Below are 26,112 nucleotides of genomic sequence, written 5' to 3'. Positions count from 1 at the left end.
TCGTCATGACGCAGCCTGCCTTTGATCCTTGCCGCTGCCCCTTGTGCGGGCAACCCAATGCCTGCGCCATGGCCACGCCGACCACCGAGGCTGCAGCGTCCGGCCCCTGCTGGTGCACGCTGGTGCAGTTCAGCGCCGATTTGCTGAAGCAAGTGCCCGAAGCGGCACGCAACAAGGCCTGCATTTGCGCGGCTTGCGTGGCGGCGTCCGAACAGCCAGACACAGGCACAAGCCAAGGCCAAAACCAAGGCGAACACGCATGAGCCTGGCCCATGGCCCGCACAGCTTGCAGGCGCTGCAAGCGCGTTATGGCGAGCGCCACCGCTGGCTGCTGCTGCTGTCGGTGATGCTGGGCTCCATGGCGGCGGTGATGTCGTCCACCATCTTGAACGTGGCCATTCCGGACATGAGCCAACATTTCACCTTGGGCCAAAGTCGGGTGCAGTGGGTGACCTCGGGTTTCATGGTGGCGATGACGGTGTCCATGTTGACCACGCCCTGGCTGCTCTCGCGCTACGGGTATCGCCGGGTGTACGAGGTCTGCATGTGGCTGCTGCTGGGCGGCGGGGTGGTGGGCGGTTTGGCCAACGACTTTGCACTGGTCATGGCCGCCCGCGTGGCCGAGGGCTTGGCTGCCGGTGTGGTGCAACCCATCCCGGCGATCATCATCTTGCGGGCTTTCGCCTCGCACGAGCAGGGCCGTGCCAGTGGCCTGTTTGGCATGGGCGTGGTGCTGGCTCCGGCCATTGGCCCCAGCATTGGCGGTGTGCTGGTGGATGTGTTCGGCTGGCGTTCGATCTTTTTCATGGTGGTGCCACTGGCCATGGTGGCGCTGGTGTCGTTCACCTACGGCATTGCGTTGTTTGGCTCGACCTATTTGCTGCCGGTTTACATGCAGATGGGGCTGGGTCTGTCGCCGTCCTACATTGGCGCGGCCTTGTTGCCGGCGGGCATTTTGCTGGCCGTGACCATCGCGGCAGTGGGGCGTTGGTCGCACCGCATGCCGCCCGCCCAATGGGTGAGCTGGGGCCTGGCTTTGCTGGCGCTGTCGTTTGCGCTCATGCCCTTGGTTCACCCCGCAGCGGGCTTGGCGCTCCTCTGGATTTTGGTGATTTTGGGGCGCATTGGCCTGGGCTTCATCTTGCCTTCGCTCAACCTGGGCGCTTTGCGGGGCTTGCCCAAAGACCTGATCCCGCAGGCGTCGAGCGTGATCGGTTTTGTGCGCATGCTGGGCGGTGCGGCGGGCGTGAGCATTTGCGCCATCGTGCTGGAGTGGCGTTTGGCGGTGTATGCCCATGCATCGGGCACACCAGACCGCGCCGATTTGCGGGCCTTCAACGAAACCTTTGTTTTTCTGGCCGCTATGACCGCGCTGGCCTTGCTGGCGGCCTGGAAAATGGCCGAGCCCACAGCCGCAACCGCCAAGGACTGAACCATGTGCCAACTGCTCGGCATGAATTGCAACACCCCCACCGACGTGACCTTCAGTTTCAGCGGTTTCGCGCAACGCGGCGGCCTGACGGACCACCACGGCGATGGCTGGGGCATCGCTTTTTTTGAGGGGCAGGGCGTGCGCCACTTTGTGGACCACCAAAGCGCCAGCCGCTCGCCCATTGCCGATCTGATCCGCCGCTACCCCATCCAAAGCCAAAACGTCATTGCCCACATCCGCAAAGCCACGCAAGGCGAAGTGAGGCTGGAAAACTGTCACCCCTTTGTGCGTGAGCTGTGGGGCCGTTACTGGGTGTTTGCGCACAACGGCAACCTGGTGGATTTTGCGCCGCGCCTGCACGGCAGTTTCAAGCCGGTGGGGCAAACCGACAGCGAGCGCGCGTTTTGCTGGCTGATGCAAGAGCTGGCCAAGTCGCACGCCAGTGTGCCCAGCGTGCAAGAGTTGTCGTTGACACTGCGCGAGTTGGTGCCCCAGATTGCCCGTTTTGGCACCTTCAACTTTTTGCTCTCCAACGGGCAGGCCTTGTGGGCACACGCCAGCACGAACTTGCACTACGTGCTGCGCAAGCACCCCTTCACGCAAGCCACGTTGAGCGATGAGGACCTGAGTGTGAACTTTGCCGACCACACCCGCGAGACCGATCGGGTGGCGGTGGTGGTGACGGCGCCCTTGACCACCGATGAGGCTTGGGTGGCGTTTGAGCCCGGGCGCTTGTACACCTTTGAGGGCGGTGGGTTGAACCCCTGACCCTGCGCCTTAAAGCGCCGCCTCCACCGCGTCCATGAACAGCGCTGCCACGTCGCAGCCCATCTGGTCGGTGATTTCTTGAAAGCAGGTCGGGCTGGTCACGTTGATTTCGGTCAGGCTCTCGCCAATGATGTCCAGGCCCACCAGCATCAGGCCGCGTGCGAACAAGATGGGCCCCAGCGCTTCGGCGATCTCGCGGTCGCGCGCCGAAATCGGTTGCGCTACACCCTTGCCACCTGCGGCCAGGTTGCCGCGCACTTCGCCGCCTTGCGGGATGCGCGCCAGGCAAAAGGGCACCGGCTTGCCGCCGATCAAGAGCACGCGTTTGTCGCCTTGCGCGATGCCAGGCAAAAACTTCTGCACCATCACGGTCTGAGCGCCGTCCTGGTTGAGCGTTTCAATGATCGCACCCAGGTTCAGGCCATCGGCCCCCACTTTGAAAATGCCCATGCCACCCATGCCGTCCAGGGGCTTCAAGATGATGGTGCCGTGCTCGGCATGGAAGGCACGGATGTCGGCTTCGCTGCGCGTGACCAAGGTGGGCGCAATGAATTGCGGGAACTCCAAGATGGCCAGTTTTTCAGGGTGATTGCGCAAGGCCGCCGGGCTGTTGAAGACTTTCGCGCCTTCGCGTTCGGCCTGGCTCAGCAGATGGGTGGCGTAAAAGTATTCGCTGTCAAAAGGCGGGTCCGTGCGCATGATGACCGCGCTGAAATCTTTCAGCTGGGCGCGGCGCGAAGCGGTTTGGTGGAACCAGGCGTCTGCCTGACCGGTGAGCGTGATGTCGCTCACCTGGGCCGACACGGCTTCGCCCTGCTGCCAGCGCACATCGGTCATCTCGCAGGCTGCGACCTGGTGGCCGCGTTTTTGCGCTTCACGCATCATCGAAAAAGTGGTGTCCTTGTAGATCTTGAAGGACTCGAGGGGATCGGCAATGAAAAGAATGTGCATGGCTCAACTGTGTCACAAAAAAGGGGAAAGCCGTGACGCCACAGCGTCTTATTGAAACGCCACTTCGGCAAAGCTGCGCAGTTTGCGGCTGTGCAGCTGTTCGGGGCCTGCATCGCGCAGCAAGCCCACGGCGCGGATACCGATTTGCAGGTGCTGGTTGACCCGTTCGCGGTAAAACTGGTTGGCCATGCCAGGCAGCTTGATCTCGCCGTGCAGCGGCTTGTCGCTCACGCACAGCAAAGTGCCATAGGGCACCCGAAACCGGAAGCCATTGGCGGCAATGGTGGCGCTTTCCATGTCCAGGGCCACGGCGCGGCTTTGGCTAAATCGCCGCTGCGGTTTGTTGTCGGGCAGCAGCTCCCAATTGCGGTTGTCCGTGCTGGCCACCGTGCCGGTGCGCATCAGGCGTTTGAGGTCTGCGCCATGACAGCCGGTGACATCCGACACGGCGCGCTCGAGCGCCAGCTGCACTTCGGCCAGCGCCGGGATCGGCACCCACAGCGGCAGCTCTTCGTCCAGCACATGGTCTTCGCGCACATAGGCGTGGGCCAGCACGTAGTCGCCCAGCAGCTGCGTGGTGCGCAGGCCCGCGCAGTGGCCCAGCATCAGCCAGGCGTGTGGGCGCAGCACGGCGATGTGGTCGGTGATGGTTTTGGCATTGGCCGGGCCCACACCGATGTTGACCATGGTGATGCCGCTGTGGCCCTTGCGCACCAGGTGATAACCGGGCATTTGCGGCAGGCGTGGCGGTGTTTGGCCCAGCGCGTCCACGTCCTCTGGCGAGAGGCCCACGCGGCGCGTGACCATGTTGCCGGGCTCGACAAAGGCGAGGTACTCGCTGTCCGGGTTTTGCATCTCGGCGCGGCCCAGGGCGATGAACTCGTCGATGTAAAACTGGTAGTTGGTGAACAGCACGTAGTTCTGAAACCAGCGCGGCGATGTGCCGGTGTAGTGGCGCAGGCGTTGCAGCGAATAGTCGATGCGCGGCGCTGTGAACAGCGACAGCGGCCGCGCCTCGGAGGCCGCTGGCTCGTGCGTGCCGTTGGCGATGCCGTCGTCCATGGCGGCCAAGTCCGGCAGGTCAAACACCTCGCGCATCAGGGCCTGGCGTTCGGGGCTCAAGCTGCCTTCCATGTGCTCGTCTTCCGCCAACGAAAAATGGATGGGAATGGGCTGGTTGCTGGTGCCCACCTGAAGGCTCACACCGTGGTTGTTGAGCAGCAGCGCCAATTGCTGGCGGATGTAGAAGGCGAACAGGTCCGGCCGGGTCAGCGTTGTTTCAAAGCGGCCAGGCTCGGCCACAAAGCCGTAACTCAGGCGGCTGTCCAGCCCCGCAGTTTTGCGGCTGGCGCTGCTGACTTGCACCCGAACAAAAGGGTAAAAAGCCCGTACCCGGGTGTCTGCCATGTCCTCGCCCGCCACAAATTCACGCATGGCCTGGCGCAGGTGGTTCACGCTGTGTTGGTAGATGCGCTGGATTTGCGCCAAAGCGCTCTCGGCATCATGGTGCTCGGAAGGGGCGATGAAGGGCGGCAGGTGCTGCATGAGGTGTCCTCAAAGGGTCTGTCGAGTTTAGTGGCTCTGTCTGAGCATTTTGGGGCAGGGGCATGACAGGCGCGTGGCAGGGCCCCAAGGCCCAGACTCTCGCGTGTTGCCTTGGTGACCCCAAGAAGGGGGTGGCTCGGGCATGCTGGTGCGCTTTGAGTTCTGCTGGCCACGGGTCAGCCACTTTTTGGAGTCTGTTCATGAGCAAAAGCCGCAAAGTCATCATCACCTGCGCCCCAACCGGGGCCATCCACACGCCCAGCATGTCGCCGCATTTGCCGGTGACGGCCGACGAGATCGCCGACGCGGCGATTGCCGCCGCCCAGGCGGGTGCGGCCATCTTGCACCTGCACGCCCGCCACCCCGAAGACGGTCGCCCCACCCAAGACCCGGCGTATTTCGTGCCTTTTTTGAAAAAAATCAAGGCCAGCACCAACGCCGTCATCAACTTGACCACGGGGGGCAGTCCGCACATGACGGTCGAAGAGCGCATGCAGCCGGCCTTGACCTTCAAGCCCGAGGTGGCCTCGCTCAACATGGGCTCGATGAATTTCGGCTTGTTTCCCATGCTCGACCGCTTCAAGACGTTTGAGCACGCGTGGGAGCGTGAGCACCTCGAGAAAAGCCGGGATCTGGTCTTCAAGAACACCTACAAGGACATCGAAACCATTTTGCGCTTGGGCACCGAAAACGGCACCCGCTTTGAATTCGAGTGCTATGACATCAGCCACCTGTACAACCTGGCCCACTTCCGTGACCGGGGGCTGGTCAAGGGACCTTTGTTTGTGCAGTCTGTGTTTGGTATTTTGGGCGGCATCGGCCCGCACCCCGAAGACCTGATGCACATGCGGCGCACGGCCGACCGCCTGTTTGGCAACGATTACCAGTGGTCGATTTTGGGTGCAGGCAAAGGCCAGATCGCCCTGGCCAGCATCGGTGCGGCCATGGGCTCGAACGTGCGCGTGGGCCTCGAAGACTCGCTGTGGATCGGCCCCGGGAAATTGGCCGAGTCCAGTGCTCAGCAAGTGCAGCGCATCCGCACCGTGCTCGAAGCCCTGAATCTGGAGATCGCCACGCCGGATGAAGCGCGCAGCATGCTGGCGCTCAAGGGCGGGGATCGGGTGAACTTTTGAAGATCAGTGGTCGTTGAGCCCCGGCGCGTCACTTGACCGAGGCCGGGCAAACCCGTCAGAAAATGCCGTCAAAGCGTTTTCTTTTTCCAAGCGGCATTTTCAAGAAGACGGGCCAATTCGACAGCACTTTTGACATTTAACTTGTCGTAAATAGCGGCCCTGCGCAACTCGATGGTCCGGACACTGTTGCCCAACAGTTCTGCAATTTCTTTGTTGGACAGGCCTTCAAACAGGTGTTCCATGACGAACAGTTCACGCTCTGTCAGTTGGCTGATGCGCTGGTGCACTGACTGGATGTTGGCTTTTCGGGTGTACCTTGCGCGGGAAATTTCAAAATACTGGTGCAGGCGCAACAACAGGTCTTCCGCAGAAAATGGTTTTGTAATGAAGTCGACTGCGCCTTGTTTGAGGACCTTGGTCACCAAGGCAATATCACCATGCGCTGTGATGAAAATCACCGGCATGTTGAGGTTGTCATCGATCGAAATCAGTTTGTCAAAAACTTCCAGCCCGTTCATGTCGGGCATGCGCACGTCAAGCAAGATACACCCCGGGCCGTTCAGAAGTTCGGGATGGGATTCAACCTCCGCGAAAAATTCCGGTCCGCCTGAAAAAAGGCGGGATTGGATCCGCTCTGTTTTCAGCAAGAAGTCCATGCTTTTGAGCATGCCGGCATCGTCATCGATGGCGATCACGTAGGGCGGAGGCAGTCCGGTCAGAGGCAGGTTCATGGCATGAATGATCAGTAATTGTTGGCTGGAAGCTCCAGCACAAACCTGGCACCGCCTGTGGCGTTGTTTTGCCATCTCACCGTACCACCTTGACGTTCGGCAATCGACAGACACAAATTCAAACCAATCCCAAGGCCATCTTTTTTGGTGGTGAAAAATGGTTTGAAAAGTGATTTCTGGACCTCCTCCGAGATCCCGTGGCCAGCATCAATCACTTCAAAAGTGATCCGTTGGGTGTCTTCATTGACTCCCGCCTTGATTTGCAAAAACCGGGCCGCTCTGGGCAAATCCTTCATGGCATCAAGCCCGTTTTTGGTCAAATTCAAAATGACTTGTTGCAAAAGTGCTTTTGAGCAATTGATCTTCAGGTTATCTTTGACTTCAACACCGAGGCGACTGCCTTGGCTTTGGGCTTGAAGCTCCAAAATCGGCATGAGGTCATTGAGCATTACCGCCACATCGATTTGCTCTGACGCCATCTCTTCGCGGCGAATGAAGTTGCGAATGCTTTTGATGACTTCAGCACCACGCTCGGCTTCGTGACGAATTTGAGCCAATCCCTCCAGCAATGCAGGCTCAGGGTGGGACTGCTGTTTTGCAATTTTTTCGGCCGCATAGGCGTAATTGCAAATGGCCCCGAGGGGTTGATTCAACTCGTGCGCGATGGCGGTTGACATTTCGCCAAGGGTTGCAATCCGGGCGTCCGACTGCATTTTCTTTTCGATCTCGGCCAACCTTAACTTGGTCAGTCTTCTGACCCGCAGACCGCGCACCCATAAGGACACTGTCAGGGTCGACAAGCCGCCAAGGCACGCGAGCAGCCATTGCAAAACTGCGGCGCTGTCGGCCATTGGGGCCGAGACGCTGCCCGACAGCGTCAAGCGCAAGCCGTTGCGCTCGAAAAGCCATTGTGCGAGCGGCCAGCGCGTTGTAGGAGCTGGCTGGGGCAAGGCCTGGGTGATCTCTTGGATCACCAATTCCAGCCCCGAGGCAGTTTCCCGTTCCAATTCTTGGAGGCTGGCCTTTAACAACTCGGCGGCCGACACCTTGGCGACCAAGCCTTGCTGGTGCCCCCACTGGGTCACAACAATCAGGTCAAAAAAGTAAGCATCTTGGCCACGCATCGGCTCTGTGTAAATGCTGGAGTAGCTGGGGCGTCTTGACTTGACCGCCGCTTCAAACAAAGCCGCGTACCCTGGCGACAACCAGCGATGTTCAGCCCGGTGCGTTGAAGCGGTGGTGAGCAACAACTCGCCCTCAATGTCTCGCAGCTGCAAAGCCGCCACAAACGGCAGGTCCTCTCGCAGCTCTTGAAAAATCGCCGCCATTTTGCTGGGGCTGTTCAAGTCCAGGTAGTTGTCCGTGATAAGGCGTGATTCGAGCTCGCCCAGCGACTGGTCCAACGCCCTTGAAAGTGCAGGCAACGCGTTTTGCACCGCCCGTTGTTCGGTTTGGTGAAGGTACCAGCTTCCAGACCAATAAGCGATCAAGGCCCCCATGGCTGTCAGGCTCAAAAAGAGCATGCCCAGCAAAATCTTCTCAATGGAGCGTGGCCAAGTCGGCATGGCGCGAATGGCACTCATGGCGGCGTCCCTCCTGCTTGCAGCAGCCGGGCCAAATCACGGTCCCATTGAACCAGCAGGCGTTGGCTTTGCGCCTCGGACTCGCGCATGTGAACCTCATTGGCTTGCAGCAAACGGCCTGTGAAGCCTGCACGCACACAGCTTTGCTGCTCGATTTGGGCCAGTTCCAGATAAGTCCGATAGCGCTCGGACTGCAGTTGGTAGTACTGCTCCAGTCCAGATCGGTAAGTTTTGACCAGGCTCTGTAGATTCTGAGCTTGTTTGCAGCTTGGAGACTTCAAAAAGCCAAAAGTCAAGTTAGAGGACAAACCAGAGCAGTGCTGTACCTCCTGTCGCTTGGCAGCAAGTTCAAACGCTGTGGCTGTGCGGGACAAAGTGTCTTGACGCGAAGCGACAACAGCGGCCGCTTGTTCGAAAGCCAGAATATTTCGCGACAACAGGGCATTGTCTGGCGGGGACTTCGGTGGGGTAGAGCGCAGGCAGCTCTTGTTCAGGCGCTCGAAACCCTTCCGCAATTCTGACAAAACAGCGGATTCGTATCGGATCAATTCGCCCAGAGATTGAGACAGCAGATCCCGAAAAAGCGCAGGATCTGATGAATCAGCACTAAAGACTCCAAAAGAATCAATTTTTTCTTTTTTGGGGTCTTCAAGTACGTTGTTCTGGCCTTGTGCTGCCCATGCAAGCCCTGCGAGAGCAATCGCAGTGATCAGGTTCCGAACAAGTGAAGAAAACATTTATAGGACATTCTATGGCAAGCACTTTGATAATTAACTGATAATTCTGACTATTAAGAGGGGTGAACTTGCAATCTTGTGTAAGAAATGATAAATTTGCGGTAACTACCTAAGTAAAGACCGGATACCGTATGCGTTCAGACTCTAGCCGTGATGCACGCCATCAGAGAAAGGCCAAGCTGGCTCTTGCAGATTTGCTGCAAAAAGTCACGCTTGTTCCTGCTCGGTCTTTTTGGACCCTTGTGTTGGCCAGCCTGTTGTTGGCCGACAAGACGCTGGCTGCACAGACAGTCATATCGCAAGACACTCAAGACGGCCAAGAGGGGCGGGGCCAAGCAAACACCGACGCCAGTGACTCTGCCGTAGCCCACGACGCACGTGATGATGTCGGTGGACCCGAATCTGAGACCGTCATCTCCTTTGCCTCGCCGCTGACAGAGCAAAATCAGACCGCTGCTGCATCGCAAGAGCAGTCGGCCATCCTCACCGATGCCGCATTGAGCATGCTGGTTGAGAAATGGTTGCGCCTAGGCGGCGCGCATGCTCAATTCAGTGAAGAGGTTGCAACAGCCTCGGGCCAAAGCGCTGGATCCAATGCCAGCGCACCAATCAGTTCGGCGGCAGAGGCCCGCAAATCCTTCAGGGACCTTTTCAACGACGAACTCGAGCAGGCTGGATTGCCCGCCATCGACGATTCTGAGGATGCAGTTGTCAAATCGGCCGGCAGCTCATTCATAGACGGATTTAACCCGGCATTTTTGCTGGGCTTTCTTGGTCTGGGTGGCGGCGGTGGCGGCGGTGCAGCAGCTGCTGCTGGGGGTAACTCTTTGGTGGCGTTGGCCTCAGGTGTCGTCGTCAAAGGCTACCTCAAAGGCGCGCTGGTTTGGCGCGATGGCGATGGCAATGGGCAATTCAACGGCACCTGGAACGACGACGGCGATGGTGAGGTGGAAGAAGGTGAAGTCGTCAATGCTGGGCTTGACAAGTTCAAGTTCACGGACGCGAACGGCAACTTTTCTGGTCTTGAAGGCTCTGGGGCCATCCGCGTTTTGGGCGGTAAAGACATCTATGGCACGGGGTTGAACTTCCAAGGTATTTTGCTTGCACCAGATGGAGCCACTGTGGTCACGCCTTTGACCACACTGATTCAAAGTGTCAAGGATATCGGTGGCCTGTCCACAGACGCTGCCGTTGCTAAGGTTGCAGATCTCTTGGGATTGACCGCCCAGGGCGTCACTTCAGACGACTTGCTCAGAACAGATTCAATTGACAGTGCGCTCAATGGTGCAAATGCTGCCGCTAAAACCAAGGCACTGACAGTCTACGCGGCGGCTGCACAAGTGGCGAACTTGATCGTAGCGGGCACGGCCGCTGCAAAGATGGCATCAGGATCCTCTTTGGAGCTCTCATCGAATGCGGTGGTTAACGCATTGGCGGGGCAATTGTCCGCAGCGCCTGCAGGCACGACTGTTGATTTGGGTAGCGACACCTTTGTCAATGCTGTCTTGACTGACGTTAACGTCGGCGGAACGAGCATTCCGGCAGGTCAGCTCGATGCCTTGTCTGCCTCCATCTCCAATGTGAACGACGAGGTCAGTAAATTGGCCTTCAGTGCCAACACCTATTCGTTGACCGCACTGACGTCTTTGGTACAAACCGAATACGCGGCGCAGTACAACCTCAGCAATGCCATCAATGCTGGCACGCTCGATGCGTCTAACTTTTCGGGTTCTAGCCTGGTCAGCATGTTCGACAGTATCTCGGACGTGGTGGGTGCAGTTGCGGCGCCTACAGCGGGTGCTCGCTCGGCCCCTGATCGCCCCACCTTGATCGATGGCTCAAACAACGCGCTCACCCGTTTAGGTTCCGCTACGCTGAACTCGAGCGGGAATTTGACGATCAATCAGAAGGTCCCCACTGATGCAGTGGCAGGTGACGTCTTGAAAGTGTTGGTCGATGGCAACGTGTGGCTGTCGCATATTTTTACGGACGAAGAACTCACGGCTGCCAGAGCCAGTGCCAACACGACCTTCAGTTTGACATTTAGTGCACCAAGTTTGGTCACTTTGTTGCGTCAACTCGACTCACAAACTGATACCAATCAACCTCTTGTAGTCGATGAAAAGCGTCTTATCAGCTCGCGTGTTGACACGGCAGCAGGCTTGGCTGGCGGTGAGTCTAAAGGGTTAATGGTCGCGTTTGATAACACCGTCAAAACACCCACGATTGCACTTGCAACGGGCGAGGACACGGGAACATCCTCTAGCGATGGTGTGACCAAACTCGGCAGTAGTTTCACTATCACCGACGCCGAGCCTGGTGCGGCGATGTCAATCACTGTCAACGGCGTAGCTGTAACAGTCGTGGCTTCAACCTCAACCTTCAGCGTCAGTGCCTCGCAGCTGGGAATCACGACCGAGGGCACCTACGACATCACTATTTCTCAAACCGATGCCGCTGGCAACGTCTCTGGCGTTAGCACCATGTCACCGGTCGTCTTGTTGGATCAGCAAGCGCCAACGCTGAGCCTGACCGCTTTGAGCGACAACAATTTTTCAGCTACTGAGCTCGATGAATTTGAACAACCTCTTACGCTCAGCGATGCGGCTGCAGTTGTTAGCGTGCGTTTGCTCGATGCTTCTGGCGTCAGTGTTTCAAGCGGTTTGTCCTATAGCGCTGCCAGCGGTGGGGTGACAGCCAAGGTGTCTGGCAACTTGTCCTCTTTGGCTGATGGCACTTACACACTAGAAGTCAAAGCGACAGACTTGGCTGGCAACGACAGCACCACAGAGACGCAGCCCATCACCATCGACAAATCTGCGCCCGTTATCAACCTGCCTTCTGCTGCGGCCATAGCTGACGCTGGCGGCTATGTCAACAGCGCTTTGGCTGCAACAGGTTTTACCATCTCTGGCACTGCTGTCGGTGCTGAGGACGGGCAATCAGTCTCGGTAACCATTGAAGGCCTGGCGAATACGTCGACAGCTGGTGGCACTCTTGTGCTGACTGGAACCGTCACAAACGGAGCCTTTTCTGTTGCTGTAGGCAGCGCCGATTTGACGGCGCTGAGCGATGATGGCGATTACAAAATCAACGCTACGGTGGCCGACCGTGCTGGCAACACTTTTGAGACCAGCGTGTCCACCAAAGCGTTCACGCTCGACCGCTCTGCACCGACCACGCCAACAAGTGCACCAGATTTAACAAGCGATACCGGCGCTTTTGCGCTTAAATACGCAACTACAGACAATATCACCCAGTCCTCATCGCTCTCCTTTACTGGGACGAGTGCGGAAAATGGCTCGACTGTTCAGTTGTTCGTCAACGGTGTCAAGTCGTCTTACTCAACCACGGCTGACAGCAGTGGGAACTACAGCTTCACAGGTGTCAGCCTATCGCAGGGCACGCACAGTCTGAGCGTTAAAGCTGTTGACGCAGCAGGCAACAGCAGCGTCGCAAGTAGCGCTTTGTCCATCACCCTCGACAACCAAGTCCCCACGGTATCTAGCCTGTCGGTTCCAGGCAACGCCGTATACCAACGCGGCGAGACCTTGACCTTTGTGCTCAATGGCACCGAGGCCATGTATGTGGGTGGTACTTACAACACTTCTCTTGGCCAAGACCAACCTGGCAACCCCTACATCCAAATCAATTTGGACAGTGCGGATCCGCAATACGCTTACCTCAAGCGAGATGAGTACGGCGAACCGGTAGGGCAGGGCACCAACGCATTGACTTTTGAGTACGAAGTGGTCTCGGGTGATTTGGATACTACCGGCATCACTGTTAACCCAAGCGTTGAGTTTACAGATGGCAGCGGCAGTGATGCCAAGATTCAAGACGCTGCAGGCAACGAACTGAGCTTGACGTTGAACAACATCGGCGCCTTGTCTGGTATCAAGATCAACGGCGTGGCCATCGGTTCTGCGGTTGACGGCTATTTGATCAACGTGGTCATCTTTGCCGATAGCAACAACAACAACGCCATCAACGCAGGCGAGGCTGTGGGTGGCTCTATCGGCGCGGGTGTGTTCTCGATTCCTGGTGGTAAAGGCCACTTGATCATGCGCGGTGGTGAAGATATTTCTACAGGTGCTGCTTTCTCCGTTCAATACGAAGCGCCTGAGAATTACACCGTCATCAACCCGGTGACCACCTTGTTTGCGCAGTACCAGTCCTTGGCTGGTGGTGCGATCAACAGCAAAGGTGTGTTTATCTACAACACCCTCACCGAAGTAGCGGTGAGCAAAGTAGTGAGCGCTGGTTTGTTTGGCAGCTACTCGCCAACCACTGATGTTGGTATGACTGCGGGTAAATACAGCTCATTTTTGTCGTCGTATGACGCGTTTCGCGTAGCCGCTAAATCAGCAGACACCTCGGAACAACCGTCAAAGCAGATGAACGCCAAGCTGTCAGCCATTGCATACCAAAAAAATGCCGCCATGATCGCCACCTTGGCAGATGTGGGTGGCACAACCTTGGCCGCCATAGACGGTTTATCCACTGCATCGGGGATTCAAACCACTGATACCAGTGTCAAAATTATTTCAGCCCTGGCGTCCTTGCTCAACGATGCCACACCACCTTTACTGGGCAACTTGCTCACCAGTTCCAGCACCATCAACACCCTGTTGACTAACGCCATCAAGGCCGTACCTGCGCTTTCGTCTATTGCCGTTGTTTCTGGAACCGGCGACTTGACGACCGACTACGCCACCAAAGTCAGCGATATTGCCAGCATCATTGCCAAAGCAAACCAGCTTATTTCAGCAGTTGATGCAACGGCCATCGACGGCAATACGGCCGACAGCAAAGATGCTATCAATGTGTTGAGAAAAATTGTGGCTGTTCAGCAAGTTGTGCAGGGTGAGTCCACCGAAATGCTGGAGCGCTACATCGTGGGCGATACCAGCGGAAATGACTACCTCACGCCTGCTCAGATGTTGGGTGACACGACACAGGGCATTGATTACAAGGTGGCCAACGTCATTGTTGGCCCCATCGTGCCATCGTCTTTCAGTGTCAGTGTCACGACCACTGACAGCTTGACTGCTGCTGCCGCCGCCAACGTATTCGAAGGTGATGCATTGGGACAAGGCGGTGTGATTGCCTTCAAGATTACCCGTGGCGGTGGTTTGGACGGTACTGTGGTGCTGAACTACAGCTTAGAAGGCTCTGCCGCCTTGACTGGTGACCGCTTTGTAGGCGGAGACATCCCTAAAGGTAGCGTGACTTTTGGTCCTGATGTGACCGAACAAATCATTACCATCGAACTCGTCAACAACACTGCCCGCAATACTTCTGAGTTGTTGACTTTGACGGTCAAAGATGCGTATGGAAATTCGCAATTCACGGACCTCAATGGCAACTTGATTGCCAATGGTTCTGCGCGTGTCACCTTACTTGATGATGATCCCAACACGCCTGTCTTGAGCGTGCCCACCACCATTGCAGCAGGCGATGGTCAGGCCATGGCGGTGGCCGGGGTGGCGGTGGACTACTTTGACACCACCAGCAAGCTGGTGGCGACACTCACATCCGTTCACGGCACCTTGCACCTGCAGCAAGCTGCTGGTGGCTTATCCTTGGTGGGTTCAACCGGGACCTATACCCTCACCGGCAATTTGGCAGAGATCAACAGCGCCCTCGCCCGCTTGATGTTCACCGGCGCGGCTGGTGAGTTGACGGGCGGCGTGCGTGTGAGTGTGCAGCCCTATTTGGGCTCGGGTGAAACTGCATCTATTCGTACTGGCGTTTTAGGCCAGGCTGAGTTTGCGGTGGATATCCACAACTCTGCCACCATTGACTCCATCGCTTCAGATCAGCGCGTCACTGCTGGCACCACCTCGTCTCTCGCGCCGATCAGCGTGGCCGATATCGACAGCGACAACGTGTCTGTCACCTTGATGTCCACTGCGGGCGATGTGATCACGGGCACCAGCACAGGCATATTTGTCAACCGCTCAGTCGCGGGGCAAGTGACACTTGAAGGCGCTAAAAGTGCTGTAAATGCAGCCTTGGCTAACTTGTCGTTCAAAGCCAATGCTGGTATTACCACGGCGCAAATCAGCGTTAGCGTGTCAGACCTCGATGCCTTGACAACGGACCCGGCGAGCAGTTTCAGCGTTGCGGTCGATGAGGCAGCCCCCACCGTGGTGGCACCCAGCAGCGCCATGTTCAAAGGATTGATGGCCACCTTGTTGCCGCAAATTAGTTTGGCCGATGCGGACAGCAGCAGCCTGAGAGTGACCTTGACGGCTTCGCAGGGTACCCTCACACCCGGCACCATCAGCGCTGGCGTCACGCAGGGCGCCAAGACCGCCACCAGCATCACTTTTGTCGGCAGTCCTGAGGAATTGCAAACCACCTTGGCCAATGTCAGGTACACCTCACCTGTAAACGGCAGCCCCACTATCACCGTGTCTGTCACTGATCCTAGCAATTTGACAGCCAGTACCACCATCCAGGTGGCAGTCGTTAGTAACCAAGCCCCCAATGCCGGTGGCAACCTGACTGCCACCGCCATCGCCGAAGACGCCAAGGCTGCGAACCTCACCTTGGCTCCCGCATTGACCGACGCAGACAGTGCTGCGCCTAGCAAGCTGCGCATCTTGTCTGTCGAGGGCGGCACCTTGACTCAATCTGATGGCTCGGCTATCGCGTTGGGCGCTGCGGGCACAGCACTCACGCTCACCAGTGGTGCCTTGAACTTGAAGTTCACCCCAGATGCCGATCGCACCACGCCCGCGTCTTTGCGCTATGTGTTGGTGGACAGTGTCCAGTCTGATCTGAACTCTGCTGCTTCTGTGGTGACCGTGCCCATCACATCCGGCAACGATGCGCCTGTGGCCATCATCCCAACAACTGCATTGACCTTCACCGAAAACGGCCCAGCCATGCAAGTGGCCCCGGCTGTGAGCTTGAGCGACATTGACAGTACGCTGCTCAGCGGTGCTGTGGTTCGAATCACCAACGCACAAGCCGGTGATGCGTTGAGCTTCACCGCTATTGCAAGCAACCCTGTCACTGGCAGCTACGTCAATGGCGTGTTGACCCTGACAGGTGCAGCCACACTCGCTCAGTACCAAGCTGCCGTGCAAGCGGTGACTTTCCAAAACACGCGCGATGACATCACAACTGTGACGCGTAACCTTGAAATCGTCTTTACCGATCTGAACCAATCAAGCTCTGGCACGGTGTTGTCATCCGCTTTAGTGTCACGCAGCATCAACGTTGTCGCCGTCAATGACGCGCCTGTGTTATCTGCCCTGAGCGTCTCGCCTGTATCCTTCACTGAATCAGCTTCATCCACCAAAACGGCGGCATCAGCCTTCATTGCGTCGGGCTTGGTATTGACGGATCCTGATGGCAACGCCAGTGCCAACATCAGCTCTGCTCAGATTAGATTGGTTTCGGGTTATGCACCTGGTGAAGACTTGCTGGCTTTTACGGCAGGCTCTGGCATCACCGGTAGTTTTGATGCCACAAGTGGCACCTTGAACTTGACGGGTACCACCACATTGGCCAACTACCAAGCTGTGCTGCGCACTGTGGCCTACCAAAACATGGCGGCCAACCCCAGCACCGCAGTGCGTTCCGTGCAGATCAGCGTCAAAGACGAATCTGGCCTCAGCAGTGCTGCTGCAGCCGTGCAAGTCAATATCACAGGCACAGACGACAAAGCTATCATCGATTTGTCAGGTGCCGATACCGCAGGCCTGAACAACACCGCCATGTTCTCGGGTGGGGTGGGCTCTGTGGCTGCTGTGTTGGCGCCTTCTGCCACCATCACTGACGTAGACAGCACGCAGTTCAAGTCCATCACGGTGGCATTGAATTCGCTTGCCAATGGAACGGGAGCCTTGGCGCTCTCCACTGCTGGCCAAACAGCCCTAGACGCCGCAGGTTTGATAGCCACCCTCAGTGACCTGACGCTGACTGTCAGCAAGGCCGATGGCACCACAGCCTCTATCACTTCGTTTGAATCGGTCTTACGGGGCGTGGTGTTTACCCATTCGGTCGTTGTGGCTGACGATGAAATTTCAGCAGGCCGCACTGTCACCATCACTGCAACCGATGGTGGCAACCAAACTGTGGGCACCACCACGGTTGCCCTCAGTTTGAGCAAAGGCCCCTTTGCCTCTGTCTTGAGTGCTGGCACAGCTGCTGTAACAAGCCTAACGCCGGCTTCCAACACGACCTTGGTGTTGGCCCTTGACCCTAGCTCAAGCAACATATTGGCTGACTTGTCCTCGTCATTGGTGGCAACAGCAACTGGACGAGTATCTGTCACTGGCTTGTTTGCCGCTGTCAACATTGACGCCTCAGGCTTGAGCTCCTCAGCCCTGGCCTCTTCTGCCTCTGGCGCCACCAACTTGGTGGGTACCACGGCGACCAACGTCATCATTGGCTCGCAATACGCTGACATCATCTCTGGCGGCGGCGGTGCCGACAAGTTGTATGGCGGCGCAGGTGATGACACCTTCCGCATGTCTGTGGCCGACTTGAACGCCGCCCAGGCTGTGGGAGGTGACTCCGGAGCGGATACGATTGAGTTGATGGGCTCAGGCGGTACCTTGCTGGCTGCCGACTTGGCCAAATTGCAAAGCATTGAAACTCTCAAAGTCATTGGCTCTAGCGATTTCACGCTCGCTTTAACGACCACCTCTGTAACTGCCATTGACGCAAGCCAGCGCACCGCAGGTGCCTTCAGTCTAAATGCCTCTGCCAGCAGCGCAGCCATTACCGCCAGTGGTGGTGCAGCCAATGACAGCCTCACAGGCGGCGCAGGCAACGACACCTTGGCCGGTGGCGCAGGCCATGACACCCTCACCGGTGGTGAAGGCGTGGACAGCCTCACAGGCGGTGCGGGCAATGACGTATTTGTTTTCAATGCTGACTCCACCGGCTCAACCGTTGGCTCGTTTGACACCATCACCGACTTGTCGGTGGGCGACTTTATTCGACTGCCATCCAATGTTCAGTTGGTCAGCTCGGAGGCTGCTCGTAGCGAAAGCACCGTTGATGCTTGGGTCGTTGCGGGTGATGGCTCTACGACGGCGAACATGCTGTACTTTGAGACCACAGCAAACGATGCCAACCCACTTGGCATCATCTTGGCCAATACTGCAACTAACACGGTGCGCCTCACTGGCTGGCGTAGCGTCGCAGGTGATGCAGGCCTGATCACCGTGGCTGTGAACGACCCCTCAAGCGTGGTCTTGCCCGCATCGAGTGCCGCTTTGCCTTTGAGCGCATTGGGTGGCTCTGCCGCGGCATCAATACAGATCAAAGACGATTTGTATGCCACCGACATCCAAACCGTTGAGCTCGTCGCACGCGGCGGCAGCCTGTCTTTAGGTGTTGGCGCAGGCTTGAATTGGTCCGGCACCCCTGTCGAGAGTGGCAATCAAACCACCTACACCCTGGTGGGCGCCACGGCTGTGGTCAACACGGCGTTGACCACCCTGGGTTACACGGCCACATCCAAATTGGCTGCTGGTGTTGCAGCCATCGAAGTGCGCGTGCACGACGATGTCAACGGCACCATCTTCAGCACTGCGCAGTCGCTCTTCCTCAATGCACCTGTACCCACCGGCACGCCAGATTTGGTGGCAGCAAGTGACTTGGGCTCCAGCACCACAGACGACCGCACCAGCTCGACCACTCCCACCTTTGCCGTCTCTTTGACGGACACAGGTGCGACGGTGAGCAGCACCGTTCGCCTCTATGCCAACGGGTCTTTGGTTGCAGAGCGCTTGGTTACCGCAGCAGAGGTTTCCTCTGGCGTTGCCAATGTCACGCCCACAACAAATCTGGCCTCTGGCGATGCAACTGTCAGCAGCATCACCAGCACCATACAAGTGGGCAGCTTTGTCTCTGCACCTTCAGCAGCACTGTCTGTGACGGTGGACACTGTGGTACCCACAGCTTCTTCTGTCACGGCTGCTGGCACGGACTTGACCTCTGGCACTGGGTTGCTCAGCCCAGGCAAGACAGTGGCCTTCACGCTCAGCACGACTGAAGCCATCACCGTCACTGGCACCCCCACCTTGACACTGAGCAACGGTGCGACTGCAGCCTATGCCAGCGGAAGTGGCACCAATACCTTGGTGTTCAACTACACCGTAGCCAGTGGCCACAGCAGTGCCGCTGATCTGACGGTCACCGGTTTTGCTGGTACCTTAAGGGATACGGCAGGCAACGCTTTGACCAGCGCAGCCTTCAACCCCGAAGGCACCTTGGCGATCGACACCGCGGCGCCTACGGTTTCATCCATTGCAGTTTCTGGAACTGGCATCACAGCTGGTGCTGGCTTGCTCAACGCGGGTAATGCGGTGGCTTTCACGGTCAACACGAGCGAAGCCATCACTGTGACGGGCACCCCCACCTTGACGCTGAGCAACGGCGCGACTGCAACCTATGCCAGCGGCAGTGGCAGCACTGCCTTGGTGTTCAACTACACCGTGGGAAGTGGCGACAGCAGCGCGGCTGACCTGATGGTCAGCAGTTTTGCTGGCACCCTCAAAGATGCTGCGGGTAATGCATTGACGGCGCTCAGCGCAGCGGTCAACCCCACCGGCACTTTGGCGATCGACACCGCGGCGCCTACGGTTTCATCCATTGCAGTTTCTGGAACTGGCATCACAGCTGGTGCTGGCTTGCTCAACGCGGGTAAGGCGGTGGCTTTCACTGTCAACACGACCGAAGCCATCACCGTGACGGGCACCCCCACCTTGACGCTGAGCAACGGCGCGACTGCAACCTATGCCAGCGGCAGTGGCAGCACTGCCTTGGTGTTCAACTACACCGTGGGAAGTGGCGACAGCAGCGCGGCTGACCTGATGGTCAGCAGTTTTGCTGGCACCCTCAAAGATGCTGCGGGTAACGCGTTGACGGCGCTCAGCGCAGCGGTTAACCCCACGGGCACTTTGGTGATCGATAGCGCGGCGCCCACGGTTTCATCCATTGCAGTTTCTGGAACTGGAATTTCCGCTGGAGCTGGCTTGCTCGGAGAGGGCAAGACAGTGGCCTTCACGGTCAACACGAGCGAAGCCGTCACCGTGACGGGCACCCCCACCTTGACGCTGAGCAACGGCGCGACTGCAACCTATGCCAGCGGCAGTGGCAGCACTGCCTTGGTGTTCAACTACACCGTGGGAAGTGGCGACAGCAGCGCGGCTGACCTGATGGTCAGCAGTTTTGCTGGCACCCTCAAAGATGCTGCGGGTAACGCGTTGACGGCGCTGAGCGCAGCGGTCAACCCCACGGGCACTTTGGTGATCGATACCGCGGCGCCCACGGTTTCATCCATTGCAGTTTCTGGAACTGGCATCACAGGTGGCGCTGGATTTTTGAACGCGGGCAAGACAGTGGCCTTCACGGTCAACACGACCGAAGCGATCACTGTGACCGGCACCCCCACCTTGACGCTGAGTAACGGCGCGACCGCAACCTATGCCAGCGGCAGTGGCAGCACTGCCTTGGTGTTCAATTACACCGTGGCCAGTGGCGACAGCAATGTGGCTGACCTGATGGTCAGCAGTTTTGCTGGCACCTTCAAAGATGCTGCGGGTAATGCGTTGACGGCACTCAGCGCAGCTGTCAATCCTGCGGGTACCTTGGTGATCGATACGCTAGCTCCGAAAGTGTTAAGCACCACCAGCGAGTACCCCGAAGCGGCCACCTACGGCCTGGCCCGTGTGTTGAACTTCACGCTGCAGTTTGATGCCGTGCTCACGGTGGGTGCCGACGCCAGTTTGCAGGTGCAGCTCAATAACCCATCTGGTTCCTCCCGCACCGTCAGCGCTGCGTTGGTGCCTGGCAGCGTTGTGGTCAACAGTGGCGCAAGCTCCACTCAAGCCAGCTTCAGCTACACCGTCACATCCGCTGACACGGCCACATCGGGCATCACTTTGCTGGGCTTTGCTGGCAGCATGGCCGACTTGGCAGGCAACAATGTGGCAGCCATGAACACCGCGCTGGCCAGCGTCAAGCTGGATCCGGCCGTGACCAACGCCCCCCCCACTTCTGCCAATGACACCGCGGCCGTGACCGAGGATGTGGCAAAGGCTTTGACCGCATCTGACTTTGGTGTCTTTGCAGACCAAGACCCGGCAGACAGCTTCGCCGGCGTGCAAATCACCAGCCTGCCCGCGCAGGGCGTGCTCAGGCTCAATGGCGTGGCCGTTGTGGCACCTCAAGCCATTGGCATCGACCAGATCATTGCTGGCAATCTGATCTACACACCTGTCGCTAACGCCGACACCGACCAGACCTTCTCCTTCAAGGTTCAGGACTCGCAAGGCCAGTTCAGTCTTTCTGAATACACCCTCACGCTGGACCTCATTCCCGTGAACGACGCGCCAGTGCTCGCCGTCACGGGCACGGGCCTGACGCGCACGTTGACCTTCAGCGATGTGGACGGCCCCCTGCCGAGTTTGCTGCACGACACCACCTGGGGTGGTTGGACCCAGGTCAATGCCACGCAATGGACACAAGCCGGCAACTTTGGCACGGTGACCTTGACGCACCAGGGTGGCAACACCGCCACGCTCAGTTACCAGGTGGATGCCAGTGCTGTAGAGACCGCATCCTTGACCAACATCCAAACCGATTTGGACAAATTCGTCATGGTGGTGCGCGACACCGGGGGCTTGGTGGCCACTGGGCTTGCCGCCTTTGCGGTCAGTGGTGCACAAGACGCACCAACCTGGTCGTCCAGTGTTAGCCCTGAACTGGCTGTGAACGTCTACAAAATGGCCAACGGCAACGCCGTCGTTCGCGTCAACGGCATGTTCGAAGACCTTGACGGCGGCCTCAACTTCACGGGTCTCTACACCGATGCAGGGGGCGTATCACGCACCCTGCCTTTGGTCGCATCTGGCGGAAGCCTCCTGGGTCAAGTCTCTGGCTGGACCACGGCCATCAGCGGTTTGACCATCTCAGCGCAAGAGACATCCCCCAACAACGTCAGCAACCAAGGCCCTTTCAGCATCAGCCACCCGACGAACTACACCCAAGCGTATGCCGCAACGCTCAAATCGGGCGAGCTCTTCACCACTTATTTGGGCACTGATTCAAGGCATGATTTCTTCTATGCCGAAGAGAAGTCTCTTTTTGTGGGCGGGTCTGGCGAGGATCTGACCATGATCGTTGATGCCAGTGTGCGCGACTTTGGTACCGATGAAACGGGCCGATACGGCTTCATTGGCGTGTACATGTTGGGTTGGAACAACAGCAACTTGCCCACTGGCGTGTCCCTCAGCGCATTGAGCGGCATCACCAACCTCACACCCAACAGCCAAGGCCTTTTGGCTGTCAGCTTTGTAGACGGTGGCGCTGTTTTGACCGACGCCGAAACCATCGTTCTTGAAAACGCCTCGGGTCAAACCACCGCAGCCTACCAACTCAACACCGCGGCCAATGGTCTGCAGTTGCAACTGACCGAAGGTGCCGACTACATCTCGAGCAGCGGCTCGGCCGACCACATCATTGCAGCGGGCGGCAACGACATCGTCTGGGCCCGTGGCAATGGGGCCACCACCAAAGTCGTCGGCAGCAGCATGCCGCAAGTGCTGGGTGGAGAGGGCGACGACATCCTCTTGGCTGGCCAATCCCCCGGTAACACCACAGGCAAAACCTCTGCTGAGGTTTTGGCCAACGAAGCCCGCCTGGAAGGCGGGGCCGGTGACGACGTCTTGGTGGCCCTGTCGGGCACCGTGCACGCATCGGGTGGCAACGGGCGCGATGTGTTTGCGATTCATAACGACCGGCAAGACGTGCGCCTCATCATCAGCGACTTCAATGCCAGCACCGATTTGATTGACCTTTCGCCATTCACAAAATTGGTGACCCAGTCTGGCATCAACAACAGCACATCACCCGAGGCCGCGGCCCAAGTGATGTCACACCTGTTGGGCATTGTGCAGGGGCAAACCCATGCCTCAGCGGTTGAGATCGATTTGTCGACATGGCTAGACACCACCTCTGCGGCCAAGAGCGCCTCCGTGCGCATCGAGTTCGAAAGCGGTGCCAACTCGGCACTCACGGGGCACAACTTTGTGATCACGCAACCCAACTGGGTTGAAACCACATGGGGACCCGACTGGCGCACCGACCTCGACCCCTTGATCTACCCAGTGAACTGAGGGGGAATACGAAAATGCACAAAAACGCCGAAAAACATCTGCGCCATAATTTATTGATGATTATTTCGATCACTACTTGTCAATACTGCCAAAATGGCTAAAATTACGGAAAATACCTAGGTACATACCGATGACCACGCCCCGCATTAGCCCACAAGCAGAGACATTTGCCATGACACAAGCACTCGTTTACGACCCCAGCGTTCAACAGGTTGACGCGCTGCTGCAAGGGCTCGACGCGGGCATACACGCCATTCCGATCACGCCCCAAGATGAGCCCCTGGCCATCATGGCGCAACTCATGAATGACCCCTCTTTGGCCCAGCTGCACGTGCTGGGCCATGGAGCTCCTGGCGAGGTCATTTTGGGCGGTCAACGCCTGGACGCGCAGACATTTTCTCAACGCAGCGGCCTGCTTGGCGCCGCTGCCACAAACCCCCTTCAAATCGCTTTTTGGTCCTGCAAGACCGGTCACGGAGATATTGGTATGAACTTCATCAACACAGTTGCAAACGTTACCGGTGCACACGTCTTCGCTTCCAGCGGTTTGGTGGGTCATGAAGACAAGGGCGGCAGCTGGGTGCTGGACGTGCAAGCTGCACCCAAGGCGCCTTTCAGTGCTGAGGCGAGGGAGGGGTTCAAGCAGGTTTTGGCGGCGCCAACTCTTTCTGCAGTACCTTTTAGTTCCTCCATACAGTTTGTTGAGGGTGACAACCTTGCAGCGTTAGATTCAGATGGCAACCCCGTGGTGGACCCCGCGCTTCCGGGGGATCCCATGCTGCTTTTCAGGTCGGTATCCATAGGCTATGGCACAGGCGATTCAACAAATCAACGAATCACTGCACTGACTTTTCGGGTTACCGGGGTCATGGATGCGAACCAGGAAGTCATCTGGTTTGATGGGGTACAGATTGTTCTGGCGCCAACTGCTACCTCCAATAGCTTATCCGTCCTTGATTCGGGAGCAACCTTCGACTGGAACTGGGCCATAACTGAGAGTGGCGGCGTTTTCACGGTCAGTATCACCAGCGACGCTGGGATGATCAGCACCGCTCTAAAGAATGCTCTTCTCTATTCGTCCTATCAAAATTTGAACGTTGATAACCCTACTCCGGGTCCCCGTTCGCTCAGGCTCTTGTCTATCACGGACAGTGGTAACAACTTATCGAGCGCGTCCGATAACGAGACTCAATCTCTCAACATCACTGCGAATGTGATGGTTACGGCGGTCAATGACATACCAGTTGTGTCTGGGAACTTTGCAGCTCAAATGGGAGAGGACAGCCTCGTTGGTGTCAGTGGCTTGCTTACGGCCACTGATTTGGATACTGGGGAGTCAGCTTTCCAGCCTCAAGCCAATACTGCCAGCTCGTATGGCAACTTTAGCGTTGACTCGAATGGCGTTTGGAATTACGCCCTGACCAGTTCAAGCAGTGCGTTGCAAAGTTTGGCGCAGGGTGCTTCCGCTTCGGACGTCTTTTCTGTTCTGACCGTCGATGGAACAACGACCACGGTAACCATTACGATCATCGGCAGTAATGATGGACCTACGATCACCAACAGCAGTGCTGCGCAGTCGGGCACGGTGATTGAGGCTGGAAATCTTGACAATGGCAATGTCTTTTCAGGCACGGCCAGCATTACTGGAGCCCTGAGTGCTTCTGATGTGGATACGGGTGCGACCCAAGTATGGAGCATTGAGGGCGCGGCCCCGACGACATATGGTTCGATCCAGATCAATGCATCGACCGGGGTGTGGACCTACACGCTCGATAACGAGGATGCCGAGGTCAAGGCGTTGGCAGAAGGCGCTTCTGTCACGCAGAGTTACACGGCGCGCGTGACCGACAACAACGGGGCATACGTTGAGCAAGCGATCACGGTCACCATTGTTGGCACCAACGACGTCCCAACATTGACCACGACTGCCGGGGCCAATGCAGGTACGGTGATTGAGGCTGGAAATCTTGATGATGGTAGTGCTGTCTCAGGCACAGCCAGCATTTCTGGTGCCTTGAGTGCTTCTGATGTGGATGCGGGTGCGACCCGGCTATGGAGCATCGAGGGCACGCCTTCGACGACATATGGTTCGATCCAGATTGATTCATCGACCGGGGTTTGGACCTACACGCTCGATAACGATGATGCCGATGTCAAGGCGTTGGCAGAAGGCGCTTCTGTCACGCAGAGTTACACCGCGCGTGTGACCGACAACAACGGGGCATACGTTSWGMRAGCGWTCACGRTCACRGTGRCGGGCGCCAACGATGCGCCTGTGGCGACGTACACGACGGCGCGGCCGGTCAACGAGGGCGCGACGATCAGCGGCACGCTGACCTCGACCGACGCGGATGACAACAGCACGGCCACCTATGCGGTGGTGGGCAACACGCCTGCGGGCCTGGCGCTCGATGGGTCTACGGGTGCGTGGACGTTTGACGCGAATAACAGCGCGTACAACAGTTTGGGTGTGGGCGAGACCGCTTCGGTGACGGTCAACTACTCGGTGACTGATGACCAGRGCGCAGGCGCGACCAACAGCTTCACGATCACGGTGCAGGGCACCAACGACGCGCCTGTGGCGACGTACACGACGGCGCAAAGTGCGACAGAAGATTTGGCGACGATCTCGGGCCAGTTGACCCGCACGGACGCGGACACGAATGATGGCGCGACGTACGCGCTGGTGGGCAACGCAATTGCGGGCCTGTCGATCGGCACGAACGGCATCTGGTCGTTTGATCCTGGCCACGCTGATTACCAGGACTTGGCTGCTGGCGCGACGCAGCAAATTCCCGTGACTTACTTGGTCAGCGACGGCAATGGCGGCAGCGACACTGAGAGCTTCACGATCACGGTGACGGGCGCCAACGATGCGCCTGTGGCGACGTACACGACGGCGCGGCCGGTCAACGAGGGCGCGACGATCAGCGGCACGCTGACCTCGACCGACGCGGATGACAACAGCACGGCCACCTATGCGGTGGTGGGCAACACGCCTGCGGGCCTGGCGCTCGATGGGTCTACGGGTGCGTGGACGTTTGACGCGAGCAACAGCGCTTACGACAGCCTGGGTGTGGGC

General features: G+C 57.9%; 11 protein-coding genes. 6 read left to right on the top strand and 5 right to left on the bottom strand.

The window, feature by feature from the left end:
* The first annotated feature begins 5 nt into the window (after positions 1-5).
* The 3 genes from LHAB_RS02750 to LHAB_RS02740 are packed head-to-tail and all read left to right on the top strand — an operon-like array spanning position 6 to position 2,200.
* Entirely contained in the window at positions 6-263 is a 258-nt protein-coding gene (locus tag LHAB_RS02750; protein ID WP_090043876.1) for a cysteine-rich CWC family protein, read from the top strand.
* Entirely contained in the window at positions 260-1,432 is a 1,173-nt protein-coding gene (locus LHAB_RS02745) for an MFS transporter (RefSeq protein WP_090043875.1), read from the top strand. Before LHAB_RS02750 ends, LHAB_RS02745 begins: the two co-directional genes overlap by 4 nt.
* A 3-nt stretch (positions 1,433-1,435) precedes the next feature.
* Entirely contained in the window at positions 1,436-2,200 is a 765-nt protein-coding gene (locus LHAB_RS02740) for a class II glutamine amidotransferase (protein WP_090043874.1), read from the top strand.
* Positions 2,201-2,209: 9 nt separating this feature from the next.
* Here the strand turns inward: LHAB_RS02740 and gshB are convergent, their stop codons facing one another.
* Together gshB and LHAB_RS02730 are read right to left on the bottom strand one after the other, a co-directional pair.
* Positions 2,210-3,151, bottom strand: a complete 942-nt coding sequence (gshB, locus tag LHAB_RS02735; RefSeq protein ID WP_090043873.1) for a glutathione synthase — start codon at positions 3,149-3,151, stop codon at positions 2,210-2,212.
* Between the two features lie 48 nt (positions 3,152-3,199).
* Positions 3,200-4,696, bottom strand: a complete 1,497-nt coding sequence (locus LHAB_RS02730) for an AMP nucleosidase (RefSeq protein ID WP_090043872.1) — start codon at positions 4,694-4,696, stop codon at positions 3,200-3,202.
* Between the two features lie 200 nt (positions 4,697-4,896).
* Here LHAB_RS02730 and LHAB_RS02725 point away from each other — a divergent pair, with 200 nt between their 5' ends.
* Positions 4,897-5,829 carry a 3,5-dioxohexanoate:acetyl-CoA acetone transferase gene (locus LHAB_RS02725; protein ID WP_090043871.1) on the top strand — a complete coding sequence of 311 codons (933 nt, stop codon included), beginning with the start codon at positions 4,897-4,899 and terminating at the stop codon, positions 5,827-5,829.
* Between the two features lie 68 nt (positions 5,830-5,897).
* Here LHAB_RS02725 and LHAB_RS02720 read toward each other — a convergent pair whose 3' ends face one another.
* From LHAB_RS02720 to LHAB_RS02710, 3 genes are all read right to left on the bottom strand, one after another.
* Positions 5,898-6,635 (bottom strand): response regulator transcription factor, encoded by a 738-nt coding sequence (locus tag LHAB_RS02720; protein WP_090043870.1) that lies wholly within the window; start codon positions 6,633-6,635, stop codon positions 5,898-5,900.
* On the bottom strand, positions 6,572-7,606 hold the full coding sequence (locus LHAB_RS02715; RefSeq protein WP_194943063.1) for a sensor histidine kinase: 1,035 nt from the start codon (positions 7,604-7,606) through the stop codon (positions 6,572-6,574). Before LHAB_RS02715 ends, LHAB_RS02720 begins: the two co-directional genes overlap by 64 nt.
* Before the next feature lie 533 nt (positions 7,607-8,139).
* Positions 8,140-8,880, bottom strand: a complete 741-nt coding sequence (locus LHAB_RS02710) for a hypothetical protein (RefSeq protein ID WP_194943062.1) — start codon at positions 8,878-8,880, stop codon at positions 8,140-8,142.
* A gap of 131 nt (positions 8,881-9,011) precedes the next feature.
* Between LHAB_RS02710 and LHAB_RS02705 the strand changes: the two genes are divergently transcribed.
* Both LHAB_RS02705 and LHAB_RS02700 read left to right on the top strand, forming a co-directional pair.
* Positions 9,012-23,030 (top strand): beta strand repeat-containing protein, encoded by a 14,019-nt coding sequence (locus LHAB_RS02705; protein WP_194943061.1) that lies wholly within the window; start codon positions 9,012-9,014, stop codon positions 23,028-23,030.
* A gap of 172 nt (positions 23,031-23,202) precedes the next feature.
* A partial coding sequence (locus LHAB_RS02700) for a VCBS domain-containing protein (protein WP_194943060.1) occupies positions 23,203-26,112 on the top strand: 2,910 nt, incomplete at its 3' end.

This window comes from Limnohabitans sp. 2KL-27 (assembly GCF_001269345.1).
GTDB lineage: Bacteria > Pseudomonadota > Gammaproteobacteria > Burkholderiales > Burkholderiaceae_C > Limnohabitans_A.
This window is presented reverse-complemented; position numbering and strand designations above follow the sequence as displayed.